Below are 12,844 nucleotides of genomic sequence, written 5' to 3'. Positions count from 1 at the left end.
CGATGAGTGCGACGGATGCGATCCGGAAAGATGAAGAGAGGGAGCCGGCGTTCGGCTTCTGGCGGCGCAGTTATGCGATGCTGGTCAAGGAATTCATCCAGCTCCGTCGCGACCGCGTCTCGTTCGCCATGATCATCATGCTGCCGGTGATGCAGCTCACGCTATTCGGCTACGCCATCAACACCACGCCGCGCAATCTGCCGACCGCAGTGCTGACCCAGGAGGACACCGATCTCGGCCGTTCGATCCTGAAGGCGATGGAGAATACCGCCTATTTTCATTTCGTCCGCGAGGTCCACACCGTCGAGGAGTTCGACGACCTCCTGCAATCCGGCAAGGTGCTGTTCGGGGTCGAGATCCCGCGCGGCTTCGAGCGCTCGGTGCGGCGCGGCGACAAGCCGGCGCTGCTGGTCGCGGCCGATGCCACGGACCCCACCGCAGCGGGTTCGGCGCTCGGTACGCTCGGGCCGCTGGTGCAATCGGCGCTGGCGCATGATCTGCACATCGGCGATCCCCCTGACATGCCGTTCGAGATCCGCGCTCATGCCCGCTACAACCCGGCGGCGGACTCGCGCCTCAACATCGTGCCCGGCCTGGTCGGGACCATCCTGACCATGACCATGCTGATCTTCACCGCGCTCTCGGTGACGCGCGAGATCGAGCGCGGCACCATGGAGAGCCTGCTGTCGATGCCGATCAAGCCGGTCGAGGTGATGTTCGGCAAGATCATCCCGTATGTGCTGGTCGGCTTCATCCAGGCCACGCTGATCATCGCCATCGGTATCCTGCTGTTCGGCGTGCCGGTGCTCGGCAGCCTGACGCTGCTGGCGCTGCTCACCACGCTGTTCATCACCACCAATCTGTCGATCGGCTACACCTTCTCGACCATCGTGCAGAACCAGCTGCAGGCGATGCAGCTCTCGATGATGTTCTTCCTGCCGAGCATCCTGCTGTCCGGCTTCATGTTTCCGTTCGCGGGCATGCCGGTCTGGGCGCAGTATATCGGCGAGGGGCTGCCGCTGACCCATTTCGTCCGTATCGTCCGCGCCATCATGCTGAAGGGCGCGGCAATGCCGAACCTGCAATACGACACCATCGCGCTGGTGGCCCTGATGCTGTTCGCCATGACCATCGCCGTGACGCGCTTCCGCCGCACGCTCGATTGAGGCTATGATGGATGCCATCAATGATCGTCATTCCGGGTTCGCTTCGCGCCCCGGAATGACCGGGGCGGGGAAATGGCGGAATCTTCGGATATTGACAGCGCATCGGCAGGCACGACGGTATCCGCCGATTTCAACCACGCATTGATGCGCGAGGTGATGACCACCGAGCTGCTCCGCATCAAGGTGCTGATCGGCACCGCCATCGTGCTTGGGGCGATCAGCCTGCTGGTATATCTGTTCGCGCCCGAAGCGGTCAGCCGGGTCTGGCACGGCAACCTCGACCCCGCCTACATCTTCTATGTCACCGTTCCTCTGATCCTGTTCGAGCTCTGGGTGCACGGGGCGATCAGCTGGTACATGCGCAACGGCCGCGACCTGCCGGTGATCCGGCGCTACATCGGCGTGCTGGTCGAGACCTCGCTGCCGACCATCGTGCTGGCGCTGCATATCGACAGCATGGGCCGCCAGGAGGCGCTCGGTTTCGTGGCCCCGCTGATCTATTTCGTCTTCATCATCCTCTCGACGCTGCGGCTCGATTTCTGGCTCTCGACCTTCACCGGATTCGTCGCCGCGACCGAGCTGTTCTACATGGCGGTGTTCTTCCATGCGGCTGACGGCGTCGCGGCCGATCAAGGCATCTATTATCACGCCGCGCGCAGCACGATCATCCTGATCTGCGGCGTGCTGGCCGGAGGGGTCGGCTTGCAACTGCGACGGCAATTCGCGGCCAGCATTGCGGCTGCCACCGCACGCGACCGCATCACCAATCTGTTCGGCCAGCACGTCTCGCCGCAGGTGGTCGAACGCCTGATGGCGGAGGGCGCCACGACCGCGAGCGACATCCGCCGCGTCGCGGTGATGTTCGTCGATTTCCGCAGCTTCACCGCAGGCGCGCGCTCGCGTTCGCCGCAGGAGGTGGTCGACCGGCTCGACGGCGCCTTTGCCGTACTGGTCGATATCCTCGATCGCCATGGCGGCATCGTGAACAAGTTTCTCGGCGACGGCTTTCTCGCGCTGTTCGGCGCGCCGTTCGAGACCGGCGACGCCGCGCATCAGGCGGTCGCCGCCGCGCGCGAGATGCTGGCCGCCAATGAGCGCACCAATGCGGCGTCGAGCTGGCCGCTGCGCATCGGGATCGGCATCCATATCGGCGAGGTCGTAGCCGGCAGTATCGGCTCGCCGCGGCGCAAGGAATACACCGTGATCGGCGACACCGTGAACTTTGCCGCGCGGCTCGAGGCGCTTAACAAGGAGCTCGGCTCGCAATTCCTGATCTCGTCTGCCGTGCGCGAGGCGCTCGGCGACGAATGCAAGGATGCCGTCTCGCGCGGCGAAATCCCGGTGCGGGGTTACGAGCACCCGGTGCCGGTCTGGCAGTTGGGGTAGGGCGCAGCATCTAGGTTTGAGGTATCAAGGTAGCGATTGACGCGGTGTGCTATACTCATATAGATGACTATATGAATTCAGCCCTCGACGACCGCCTGCCGCGCTACCAGCGTCTCCGCGACGACCTCGCGGCGCGCATCAATCGCAATGAATGGCGTCCCGGGGACCTGATCCCCTCCGAGGCCGAGCTCGGCGCGCGTTACGGCGTCGCGATCGGCACTGTGCGCAAGGCGATCGATCAGCTCGTCAGCGACGGCGTGCTGGAGCGCCAGCAGGGCCGCGGCACCTTCGTGCGCCGCGCGCGCTTCAATTCCTCGCTGTTCCGCTTCTTCCGCTTTCAGTCCGAGAGCGGCGAGCGCCGCGTGCCGCAAAGCCGTATCCTGCGGCGCAAGGCGATGCCGGCGACGTCGGCGGTCGCGTCCGCGCTGCGCATTGCCGTCGGCGAGCCGGTCATCAGCCTGTCGCGCCTGCGGCTGATCGACGACGTGCCGCTATTGGCCGAGGAGATCTGGCTCGAGAGGTCGCGCTTCGAGGCGCTGCTCGCGCTGGCGACCACCGAGTTCGGCGACCTGCTGTATCCGCTCTACGAGGATCGCTGCGGCCAAGTCGTGGTCTCCGCCGATGAAATCCTCACCGTCGAGATCGCGACCGAGATGCAATCGCGCCTGCTGCGATTGGAGGCCAACGCACCGCTGATCGTGATCGAGCGCCTGGCCTTCGATCTGGAGCGGCGGCCGATCGAATGGCGCCGCTCGCGTGGGCCGGCGGATCGCTTCCGCTACCACGCCGAGATCAGGTAGCGCGGCAACCAAACACAACAACATAAGAATTCACAGGGAGAAGAAATGGCAAACTGGTACAGCGAATGTTCGCCGCTCGAGCGGCGCACCTTCTGGGCAAGCTTCGGCGGCTGGGGATTAGATGCGCTCGACGTCCAGATGTTCAGCCTCGCCATTCCGGCGCTGATCACGGCATTCGGGATCAGCAAGGCCGATGCCGGGCTGCTCGGCTCGGTCACGCTGTTCTTCGGCGCGTTCGGCGGCTGGCTTGGCGGCGCGCTCGGCGACCGTTTCGGCCGGGTGCAGGCGTTGCAGATCACGGTCGCGACCTTTGCGCTCGCGACCTTCGCCTCGGCCTTCGCGATGAACTACAGCCAGCTCGTGGTCCTGAAGGCCATTCAGGGCATCGGCTTCGGCGCCGAATGGGCCTGCGGCGCGGTGCTGATGGCCGAGATCATTCGCGCCGAGCATCGCGGCAAGGCGCTCGGCGCCGTGCAGAGCGCCTGGGCGGTCGGCTGGGGCGCCGCGGTGCTGCTCTCGGCTTTGGTCTTCACCTATGCGCCGGCCGATATCGCCTGGCGCATCCTGTTCGCGGTCGGCCTGATCCCGGCGCTCCTGATCCTCTACATCCGCCGCGGGCTGAAGGAGCCGCCGCGCGCCGCAACGCGCGAGGCCGAGCCGCCGTTCTTCGCGACGCTTGCCGGAATCTTTCATCGCGACGTGCTGCGCTCGACCTTGATCGGAGGCTTGTTCGGCATCGGCGCCCATGGCGGCTATGCGGCGCTGACGACATTTCTGCCGACCTTTCTGCGCGAGGTGCGGCATCTCTCGGTGCTCGGCTCCAGCGCCTATCTCGCCGTGATCATTGTCGCCTTCTTCTGCTGCTGCGTGGTCTCGGGAATCATCAGCGACCGGATCGGGCGGCGCGCCAACGTGACGCTGTTCGCGGCAGCCTGCGTCGTGACGGTGCTGGTCTACATCTTCGCGCCGCTCTCCAATTCGCAGATGCTGGTGCTCGGTTTTCCGCTTGGCTTCTTCTCAGCGGGCATCCCCGCCAGCATGGCGGCGCTGTTCAGTGAGCTCTATCCGGCCGGCGTGCGCGGCACTGGCGTCGGCTTCTGCTACAATTTCGGCCGCATCGTCTCCGCGGCGTTCCCCTTCCTGGTCGGCTACCTCAGCGATCACATCGGCCTTGGTGCTGCGATCGGGATCGACGCGGCGTTCGCCTATTCGCTGGTGCTGGTCGCGGTGCTGATGCTGCCGGAAACCCGCGGCAAGGTTTTCGAGCAGGCCGCCGCCACGCGCGCGTGATGATGAGGAATGATCATGACATCGGACGAACACGGGTTGACGCGGCGCCGGTTTGCCGCGGGAATGGTTGCCGCGCTGTCGGCGAGTGCATTGGCGAGCAAGGCGAGGGCTGAGGTGCCGAAACTGGCGATCGATACCCACGCCCACGTCTTCCATCGCGGGCTGAAGCTCGCGCCGGGCCGGCGCTACGCACCGGACTACGACGCGCCGCTTGCGCTCTATCTGCAGCAGCTCGACCAGAACGGCATCACCAATGGCGTGTTGGTGCAGCCGAGCTTTCTCGGCACCGACAATTCCTATCTGGTCGAATGCCTGACGGCGACCAACGGCCGCCTGCGCGGCATCGCCGTGGTCGACGTTGCCGCTACCGCCGACGAGTTGCGCGCGCTCGATCGTGCCGGCGTCGCCGGCATCCGTCTCAATCTGGTCGGCCAGAAGCTGCCTGATCTGACGTCGGGCGAGTGGACGGCGCTGCTGGCGCAGATCAGGACGCTCGATTGGCAGGTCGAGATCCAGCGCAACGCCGGCGATCTCGCAACGCTCGCACCTCAGCTGCTCGACCAGGGCGTGAAAGTCGTGCTCGATCATTTCGCCTTGCCCGATCCGAAGCTAGGCATCGACGATCCCAGATTCCAGTCGGTGCTCAAGCTGGGCGCGACGCGAAATGTCTGGGTCAAGATCTCCGCGCCCTATCGCAACGGCGCGGCCGGCGAGGCGTTCGCGAAGCAGGCCTATCCGCTGCTGCGTCAGGCTTTCGGCGTCGACCGGCTGCTGTGGGGCAGCGACTGGCCGCACACCCAATTCGAGGCGACGCAGAGCTACGCCAAGAACAGAAAATTTCTCGACGAGCTTATCACCGATGCCGATGAGCGCGCCCGCGTGCTCGCATCGCCGCGCGAGCTGTTTCGCTTCTAGCTCGCGGGTGATTGTACCGAGTGCTCTGAAGGGCGTCGTTGCTGCTGTGTTACGATGACGCCATCGGAACGACCGGCACAAGGACACGCAAGATGCAGCGCCGCTATATCACCGTCGATGTTTTCACCGATCGCGCCTTCGGCGGCAACCCGCTCGCCGTGGTGCTCGACGCCGAAGGGCTGTCGAGCGAAGCGATGCAGGCGATCGCGACCGAGTTCAACTATTCCGAGACGACCTTCGTGCTGCCGCCGCAGGACAAGGCCAACGACGCCCAGGTTCGCATCTTCACGCCAGTGAGAGAACTGCCGTTTGCCGGCCATCCCAATGTCGGCACCGCCTTCGTGCTGGCGCAGTTTGCGAAGGAGCCGAAGCCACGTCTGATCTTCGAGGAGAAGGCGGGGTTGGTCCCGGTCGATATCGCGCGCGAGGGCGGCAAGGTCGTCGCCACTGAGCTGACCGCGCCGCAGCCGCTGTCGCGCCTGGCGCAGTTCTCCGCCGGCGAGGTCGCAAGCCTGATCTCGCTCACGGCAGACGACGTCAGGACGGATCGCCAGGCACCGCAGGTGGTCGGCGTCGGAACGCCGTTCCTGGTCTTTGAGGTCGCATCGCGCGATGCGGTGCGGAGGACAAAACCGGATGCGGCAGCGTTCGCGCGCTTCTTCCCGCGTGACGGAGCCTTCTCCGCGTATTTCTACACGCGCGACGTCCCCGTCGCGGAGGCGCCGTGCGATCTGCAGGCACGGATGTTCTTTCCGGGATCGAGCGGCCTGATCGAGGACCCGGCGACCGGCAGCGCCACGGTCGCCGCGGCCGCGCTGCTTGCCACGCTCGATCCATTGCGCGACGGCGACTTGAAGCTGACGGTCGGCCAGGGTTTCGACATGGGCCGGCCGAGCCTGCTGCTGACCCGCGTGCGCAAGCAGGATGGCGCAGTCCTATCCGCGCATGTCGGCGGGGCCTGTGTGCAGATGATGCAGGGGACGTTGAACCTGCGGGGCGCGGAGAGCTAAAACGGGATGAAGTTAAGTTGAATCGGTTTGGCCAATGATGCAATTCACCTTTCCCTGACGGGTGGGGGGGCCGCGGTGTTAACCAGAGACCGTAGTGCTTCACCCGGCGCTACGCGCCGACCTTTCCCAAGGGAGAGATAAACCCGCCTGCCGCTCCCGACGAGCCTGATCTCATCATGCTCTCGGGCGTGTACTCATTCAAACACGCTAATTGCGTCGCCATGACTCGATCAACGCCGCGAGCTTGCCGTCGAGCACTTCATCGCCCTCTGCCAAGCCTGCTTGGTATCGAAGCCAATAGTTGCCTACCAGCGCGTGGGTTGTACAGAATTTCTCGCTGTTAGCGCCACAGATGACGAGCCGAGTGAGCTGTCCGTTCGAGTTCAGACGAGCGAAGTAATGTCCGACCATCGGACGGCCGTTAGACTGCGTAAAGCTCAAGTCAAATGACTGATACCCGTTGCGGTCCAGGCCGCGACTCATCTGAGATCGGTACTCGCGCCATGATCTTAGGTCGGGATCAGCACCACTGTTCTCGCTGGGCAAAACATGGACGCTCTGAATAAAACCGCAGCCTACGTCCGTGCGCGCCCCGAGATTGGAAAGACAGAGACTCGCAGAGAAACCAACCTCCTTCGGCATTTTATCAAGGGGCACCCCAGGGCTGGTCGGCACATACTTCCAAGGCACCAGAAAGACTTCCTGGCCGACATGCCGCTCGAAATATTCCGGTCCGGGTTTCACAAACAAACGACCAACCGGAATACCGGCAATTGTGATACTCCAAGTCACAACCACCAACGCGGACGCGGTGGCTCGGAAATTCAAAGCGAGCGCGATTGTAGACGCAACCGCGGCAGACGCGACAGAAGCAAGAAATATCCAGGAAGCATGATTGTCGTACGCAGCGAATGGGACCTGCGGGCTTGCGGGGAAATAGGTCAGACTGATAGCCGTACCCACGACGACCGAAAGGCAAATCGGGATCGACACCACGAAAAGGAGCCAGCCGATGACGACAAATATGCCGGCGCGGCTCCGAAGAATTCTCTCGACCTGCACTAAATCATCCAAAAGTTGCGTGTCAATCGCCGACAACCTTTAGCGGAAGACGCCGACAATGACTAATAGTATCGTGGCATTTACGCACGGTGCGATTCTGCTTCGGGTCAAAACCGGCAATGCTCTGATTGAGCAGGAAGTTTCTGCTAAGCCTGCGGCGCGGCCAGGTTCTCGATCTTGACGCCGTCGCGGTCCTCGATGATCTCGGCGATCCAGCGGCGGTGGCAGTGCTCGTGGTCGCGCTCGTAGCAGAGGATGCAGACCGGGCCGGACTTCTTCACCAGCGCCGATAGCTCGTCGAGCTCCTCCTTGGCCTGCACCGTCTTGAGGTGCGCCGAATAGATCTTGTGCAGCAGCGCATATTGCCCGCTGCGCGCCGCCTCCCTGCCGCTCTTCGGGGTGCCGAGGCCGCGGAGGTGGACGTAGCCGATGCCGCGCTCGTCGAGGCCTGCGGCGAGCTGGGTTTTGGAAAAGCCGGGGCGGCGCGAAGAGGCTACCGCGCGGACGTCGACCAAGAGCTTGACGCCGGCGTGCTCCAGCTCGTCGAGCACGGCCTTCGACGGCGTCTGCTCGTAGCCGATGGTGAACAGCTTTTTTGCCTTCGCCATCGGGTCTCCCTCACTTCACCCGTTCGATCAATTCCATCGCGCCCGCCGGCGCGCGGATCTTGCCCTCGTGGATTACGTAGGCGAACACGTCGCGCGGGGCCTTCTTCGGCGCTGATTTGTCGACCCGCGGCAGATCGTTCGGCTCGCTGCCGCCGGCCCAGTCCTGAAACCGCTTGGCCCAGGCGTCGAGCTGCTTCGGTGGATAGCAGGTCTTCAATTCGTCATTGCCCTTCTGCAACCGGGCATAGACGAAGTCGCTGGCGACGTCGGCGATCGCCGGATACTTGCCGTGCTCGGCGAACACCACCGGCACCTGGTGCTCACGAATGAGGGCGATGAACTCGGGCACGCAAAAGCTGTCGTGACGCACCTCGACGACATGGCGCAGCGCGCGGCCGTCGAGCTTGCGCGGCAAAAGCTCGAGGAACTTGCCGAAATCGGCGCCGTCGAATTTCTTGGTCGGCGCGAACTGCCAGAGCACCGGGCCGAGCCGGTCCTTCAGCTCCAGCACGCCCGAATCATAGAACCGCTTCACCGAATCGCCGGCCTCGGCGAGCACGCGGCGGTTGGTGGCAAAGCGCGGCCCCTTCAGCGAGAAGATGAAGCCGTCGGGCACTTCGCTGGCCCATTTGCGAAAGCTCTCCGGCTTCTGCGATCCGTAATAGGTGCCGTTGATCTCGATCGAGGTCAGCTTGGAGGCGGCGTAGGACAGCTCCTTCGCCTGCGTCAGCTTCTCGGGATAGAACACCCCGCGCCACGGCTCGAAGGTCCAGCCGCCGATGCCGATATAGATGTTGCCTGCGTCTGTCTTAGTATCTGTCTTGGTCGCCTTGGTGGGAGCTTTGGCCACGACTGCACTCATCGCGAGGAGGGGGAACAGGGATCGAGAGTAGTCAAAATAATCGTGATTGGCCAGTTTGCCAGATTGCCGCGCGGGTGCTTATCGTGGTTGTCGCTCTTCGCTACGATGCGCGAAAATGGAGAACAACACATGCGCATGCTGGTTGCGGCCGCCCTCCTGATCACGTCCTCCGCCGCCATATCGTCTGCTGCAATGGCCGACGAGGTCGACGATGCGCACAAGCTCGCGATCACCGGTCGCGACGCCTACTGGAATTGTCTCGCCCGCGAATATCCGCGCGACAGCAACAAGGCGCTGTCCGACCAGGAGTTCACTTCGCTGATCGCCAATGTCTGTCCCTCGGAGCGGCAGAATTTTCGGGTGTCGCTGATCGACTTCCTGTCGCTGCAGTTTCCGAAGCAGGATGCAGACGCCAATCTGACCACCGCCAATCGCGCGATCGAACTGGCGCAGAAGGACATCGTGACCGCCTTCACCCGCCGCAGGGCGGCGGCGAAATAGGTTCCCGAATCCTGTTGCGGCCGGCCGATTTTTGATATCAATCCGCGGAGGCGAGGGGATTGATCGGCATGAGGTCACAATCGACGGCAGGCTTCCTGGGCGCAGTGGTCGCGGCCGTGGCGCTCGCGGCGGCGTTCATCTATGGGCCGTCGCCGAGCCAGCTCCGTAACCCGACCAAGCCCGGAGCCGTGCAGCCGCAGGCGGCGCCCGCCGCCGAGGCCGCACCGGCGGCCCCGGTGCCACGCGGCCCGGTGATCCGGGAAGTCCCGAACAACTAGCGCCTCTGCCCCCCTTGCAGACCGCCCCTTGCAGACCGCCCCTTGCGGATCGCATGGGGGCTTCCTATCTGGCTCATAACGGCGACGTTGCAGCTTAAGGGCTCCGGCGCCGGGACGACCACGACATTGTTTGGCTGCGCCGGATGTACGCGCGCCCCTTGTTCGTGGTCGTTGGCATTTTTAGGGGTATTTTGCCCCGTTTTCCCGCTTCCCGAGACCGCGTTTGGGTCGGCCCGCCTTGGCAGCGGGGGAGGCTGCGGCTATACGCTGGCGCTCATGAATGACGCCATCAAGCTAGCCCCCGAAGCCGCCTCGCAGGCAGCAAGTTTGCCGCAGCTTTCGGTGGTCGTCCCGACCTTCAACGAACGCGACAATGTCACGGTGCTGTACCGGCGGCTCGACGCGACCCTGAAGGACGTCTCCTGGGAGGTCATCTTCGTCGATGACAATTCGCCCGACGGGACCTGGGACGTGGTGCGCGCCCTGGCGCGGAAGGATTCCCGCGTGCGCTGCATCCGCCGGATCGGCCGGCGCGGCCTGTCCGGCGCCTGCATCGAGGGTATCCTGGCGTCGAGCGCGCCCTTTGCCGCGGTCATGGACGCCGACCTCCAGCATGACGAGACCCAGCTCCCGAAGATGGTCGCGCTGCTGCAAAGCGGCGAGGCCGAGCTCGTGGTCGGCAGCCGCTATATCGAGGGCTACAAGACCGAAGGCTTCAACAAGCAGCGCGCCGGCGCCAGCGCCTTTGCCACCGAGATCGCGCGCCGCTCGTTGAAGGTCGAGATCGCCGATCCGATGAGCGGCTTCTTCATGATCCGCCGCGACCGCTTCGAACAGCTTGCGCCGCAGCTCTCGACCCAGGGCTTCAAGATCCTGCTCGATGTCGTGGCAACGGCCGAGGGCAAGCTGCGCGCGGTCGAGATTCCCTACACCTTCGGTGCCCGCCAGCATGGCGAGAGCAAGCTTGACTCGATGGTCGCGCTCGACTTCCTTGGCCTGGTGCTGGCGAAGCTGACCAACGATCTGATCTCGCTGCGCTTCATTCTGTTCGCAGCCGTCGGCGGGCTCGGCCTGCTGGTGCATCTCAGCGTGCTGTTCATCGCGCTGGAATTGTTCAAGGCGCCGTTCCCGGAGGCGCAGGCCACCGGCGCGATCGTCGCCATGACCAGCAACTTCATCCTCAACAATTTCCTGACCTATCGCGACCAGCGGCTGAAGGGCTTTGGCATCCTGCGCGGCCTGCTGCTGTTCTATCTGGTTTGCAGCGTCGGCCTGCTCGCCAATGTCGGCGTCGCATTCTCGGTCTACGACCAGGAGCCGATCTGGTGGCTTGCGGGCGCGGCCGGCGCGCTGATGGGCGTGGTGTGGAACTACGCGATGTCCGGGCTGTTCGTCTGGCGCAAGCGATGACGGTGGCATGAACGCGAACGAGGCGCGGCTGGCCCGGAACACCGCTCTTGCGGTGTGCGCGCTGGTCGTCCTGCGGCTGGCCGCCGCCGCATGGACGCCGCTGACCTTCGACGAAGCCTATTACTGGATGTGGTCGAAGGCGCTCGCCGGCGGCTATTACGACCATCCGCCGATGGTGGCGGTCGTGATCCGGCTCGGCACCATGATCGCGGGCGATACGCCGTTCGGCGTTCGGCTGGTGTCGATCCTGCTCGCGTTGCCGATGAGCTGGGCGATCTACCGCGCGGCCGAGATCCTGTTCGGCGGCCGGCGCATCGCCGCGAGCGCAACCATCCTGCTCAATGTCACGCTGATGGCCGCCGTCGGCACGCTGATCGTGACGCCGGATGCGCCGCTGCTGGTTGCCGCGAGCTTCCTGCTGTATTCGCTGGCAAAGGTGCTGGAGAGCGGCCGCGGCGCCTGGTGGCTTGCGGTCGGGGTCAGCGCAGGCCTGGCGCTGCTGTCGAAATACACGGCGCTGTTCTTCGGACCCGCGATCCTGATCTGGCTTGCTGTCGTGCCGAAGCTGCGGCGCTGGTATCTCTCGCCATGGCTCTATCTCGGCGGCCTGGTTGCGGTCGGCCTGTTTGCGCCGGTTATCCTCTGGAATGCCGATCACCACTGGGTGTCGTTCATCAAGCAGATGGGCCGCGCCCGGATCGAGGACTTCCGGCCGAACTACATCGCCGAGCTGATCCCGACGCAGTTTGCGTTCGCGACGCCATTGGTCTTCATCCTCGGTGTGATGGGCCTCTATGCGCTCTACCGGCGCCGCGCCGGCGCGATGCCCGCACGCGTGCTGGTCAACACGATGTTCTGGACCATCGTGGTCTACTTCACCTGGCACGCGCTGCATGCGCGGGTCGAGGCCAATTGGTTCGCGCCCGGTCTATCCGGCCTTTGCGGTGGCGGCCGCGGTCGCGGCGATCCAGGTGCAGTGGGCGCCGCGCGAGCAGCGCACGATCGATTTCTGCCGCCGCTGGGCCGCGCCCACCGGCGTCGTGCTGTTCGCGCTGCTGATCGTGCAGGCCAACACCGGCATGCTCTCGGGCTATCGCCGCGACGCCACCGTGCGCAGCGTCGGCGTCGGCTGGCAGGAGCTCGCGGGCGAGATCGAGGCGGTGCGCGCGCGCACAGGCGCGACCTGCGTGCTGTCGCCGGACTACGGCACCACCGGCTGGCTTGCCTTCTATCTCCCCAAGGGCACCTGCGTCGCCCAGCAGGGCCAGCGCATTCGCTGGGTCAATATGCCCGAGCCGAGCCCGGCGCAACTGGCCGGCAAGCTGCTGTATGTGCACGAGGTCGAGCAGCCGATGCCGGCCTCGGTGCGCGACAATTTCGCCCATGTCGAAACGGTGGCCGAGGCCAAACGCATGCGTGGGCCGCTGGTGATCGAGAATTACGCGCTCGATCTGCTTGATGGCGCCAAGGGCGACGTATTCGACCGGTCGCCGCCGCCGGAACTGCAGTAAAACCTTCGCCGTTACGTGTCGGATCGTCCGGTTCCGGCTCGTCTT

General features: G+C 64.5%; 12 protein-coding genes and 1 pseudogene. 10 read left to right on the top strand and 3 right to left on the bottom strand.

Annotated elements, in window-relative coordinates:
• Positions 1 to 2: 2 nt before the first annotated feature.
• The 6 genes from ACVIGA_RS05395 (at position 3) to ACVIGA_RS05370 (ending at position 6,567) form a co-directional block, all read left to right on the top strand.
• Entirely contained in the window at positions 3 to 1,166 is a 1,164-nt protein-coding gene (locus ACVIGA_RS05395; RefSeq protein WP_456665576.1) for an ABC transporter permease, read from the top strand.
• A gap of 72 nt (positions 1,167 to 1,238) precedes the next feature.
• Entirely contained in the window at positions 1,239 to 2,552 is a 1,314-nt protein-coding gene (locus tag ACVIGA_RS05390) for an adenylate/guanylate cyclase domain-containing protein (protein ID WP_456665575.1), read from the top strand.
• Positions 2,553 to 2,623: 71 nt separating this feature from the next.
• A complete protein-coding gene (locus ACVIGA_RS05385) occupies positions 2,624 to 3,352 on the top strand; it encodes a GntR family transcriptional regulator (RefSeq protein WP_456665574.1) in 729 nt (242 codons plus the stop codon).
• A 45-nt stretch (positions 3,353 to 3,397) separates the two neighbouring features.
• On the top strand, positions 3,398 to 4,642 hold the full coding sequence (locus ACVIGA_RS05380) for an MFS transporter (RefSeq protein WP_456665573.1): 1,245 nt from the start codon (positions 3,398 to 3,400) through the stop codon (positions 4,640 to 4,642).
• Between the two features lie 15 nt (positions 4,643 to 4,657).
• Complete coding sequence (locus ACVIGA_RS05375; protein ID WP_456665572.1) at positions 4,658 to 5,557, top strand: amidohydrolase family protein; 900 nt, start codon at positions 4,658 to 4,660, stop codon at positions 5,555 to 5,557.
• Between the two features lie 92 nt (positions 5,558 to 5,649).
• The gene (locus tag ACVIGA_RS05370; RefSeq protein WP_456665571.1) at positions 5,650 to 6,567 is read left to right on the top strand and encodes a PhzF family phenazine biosynthesis protein; all 918 of its coding nucleotides are present in this window, start codon (positions 5,650 to 5,652) and stop codon (positions 6,565 to 6,567) included.
• A gap of 207 nt (positions 6,568 to 6,774) precedes the next feature.
• Here ACVIGA_RS05370 and ACVIGA_RS05365 read toward each other — a convergent pair whose 3' ends face one another.
• From ACVIGA_RS05365 to ACVIGA_RS05355, 3 genes are all read right to left on the bottom strand, one after another.
• Positions 6,775 to 7,629 carry a hypothetical protein gene (locus ACVIGA_RS05365; RefSeq protein ID WP_456665570.1) on the bottom strand — a complete coding sequence of 285 codons (855 nt, stop codon included), beginning with the start codon at positions 7,627 to 7,629 and terminating at the stop codon, positions 6,775 to 6,777.
• 146 nt (positions 7,630 to 7,775) lie between these two features.
• Entirely contained in the window at positions 7,776 to 8,237 is a 462-nt protein-coding gene (locus ACVIGA_RS05360; protein WP_456665569.1) for a DUF488 domain-containing protein, read from the bottom strand.
• 10 nt (positions 8,238 to 8,247) lie between these two features.
• The gene (locus ACVIGA_RS05355; RefSeq protein ID WP_456665568.1) at positions 8,248 to 9,087 is read right to left on the bottom strand and encodes a DUF72 domain-containing protein; all 840 of its coding nucleotides are present in this window, start codon (positions 9,085 to 9,087) and stop codon (positions 8,248 to 8,250) included.
• A gap of 141 nt (positions 9,088 to 9,228) precedes the next feature.
• Between ACVIGA_RS05355 and ACVIGA_RS05350 the strand changes: the two genes are divergently transcribed.
• From ACVIGA_RS05350 to ACVIGA_RS05335, 4 genes and pseudogenes are all read left to right on the top strand, one after another.
• Positions 9,229 to 9,600, top strand: coding sequence for a hypothetical protein (locus ACVIGA_RS05350; protein ID WP_375775474.1), 372 nt, complete (start codon positions 9,229 to 9,231; stop codon positions 9,598 to 9,600).
• Between the two features lie 68 nt (positions 9,601 to 9,668).
• Positions 9,669 to 9,878, top strand: coding sequence for a hypothetical protein (locus tag ACVIGA_RS05345; RefSeq protein ID WP_456665567.1), 210 nt, complete (start codon positions 9,669 to 9,671; stop codon positions 9,876 to 9,878).
• 276 nt (positions 9,879 to 10,154) lie between these two features.
• Positions 10,155 to 11,288, top strand: coding sequence for a glycosyltransferase (locus ACVIGA_RS05340; RefSeq protein ID WP_456665566.1), 1,134 nt, complete (start codon positions 10,155 to 10,157; stop codon positions 11,286 to 11,288).
• A 7-nt stretch (positions 11,289 to 11,295) separates the two neighbouring features.
• Positions 11,296 to 12,799: pseudogene (locus tag ACVIGA_RS05335) on the top strand (glycosyltransferase family 39 protein).
• Positions 12,800 to 12,844: the final 45 nt, after the last annotated feature.

The organism is Bradyrhizobium sp. USDA 3240, from assembly GCF_054063295.1.
Note: the sequence above shows the minus strand (reverse complement) of the source record. Positions and strands in the feature narration are given on the sequence as shown.

Bases quoted from the DNA above. Each gene is read 5' to 3' on its own strand.
- ACVIGA_RS05360 (WP_456665569.1), bottom strand. From the start codon at position 8,237: ATGGCGAAGGCAAAAAAGCTGTTCACCATCGGCTACGAGCAGACGCCG.
- ACVIGA_RS05375 (WP_456665572.1), top strand. From the start codon at position 4,658: ATGACATCGGACGAACACGGGTTGACGCGGCGCCGGTTTGCCGCGGGA.
- ACVIGA_RS05390 (WP_456665575.1), top strand. From the start codon at position 1,239: ATGGCGGAATCTTCGGATATTGACAGCGCATCGGCAGGCACGACGGTA.
- ACVIGA_RS05370 (WP_456665571.1), top strand. From the start codon at position 5,650: ATGCAGCGCCGCTATATCACCGTCGATGTTTTCACCGATCGCGCCTTC.
- ACVIGA_RS05395 (WP_456665576.1), top strand. From the start codon at position 3: ATGAGTGCGACGGATGCGATCCGGAAAGATGAAGAGAGGGAGCCGGCG.
- ACVIGA_RS05340 (WP_456665566.1), top strand. From the start codon at position 10,155: ATGAATGACGCCATCAAGCTAGCCCCCGAAGCCGCCTCGCAGGCAGCA.
- ACVIGA_RS05380 (WP_456665573.1), top strand. From the start codon at position 3,398: ATGGCAAACTGGTACAGCGAATGTTCGCCGCTCGAGCGGCGCACCTTC.
- ACVIGA_RS05385 (WP_456665574.1), top strand. From the start codon at position 2,624: ATGAATTCAGCCCTCGACGACCGCCTGCCGCGCTACCAGCGTCTCCGC.
- ACVIGA_RS05345 (WP_456665567.1), top strand. From the start codon at position 9,669: ATGAGGTCACAATCGACGGCAGGCTTCCTGGGCGCAGTGGTCGCGGCC.
- ACVIGA_RS05350 (WP_375775474.1), top strand. From the start codon at position 9,229: ATGCGCATGCTGGTTGCGGCCGCCCTCCTGATCACGTCCTCCGCCGCC.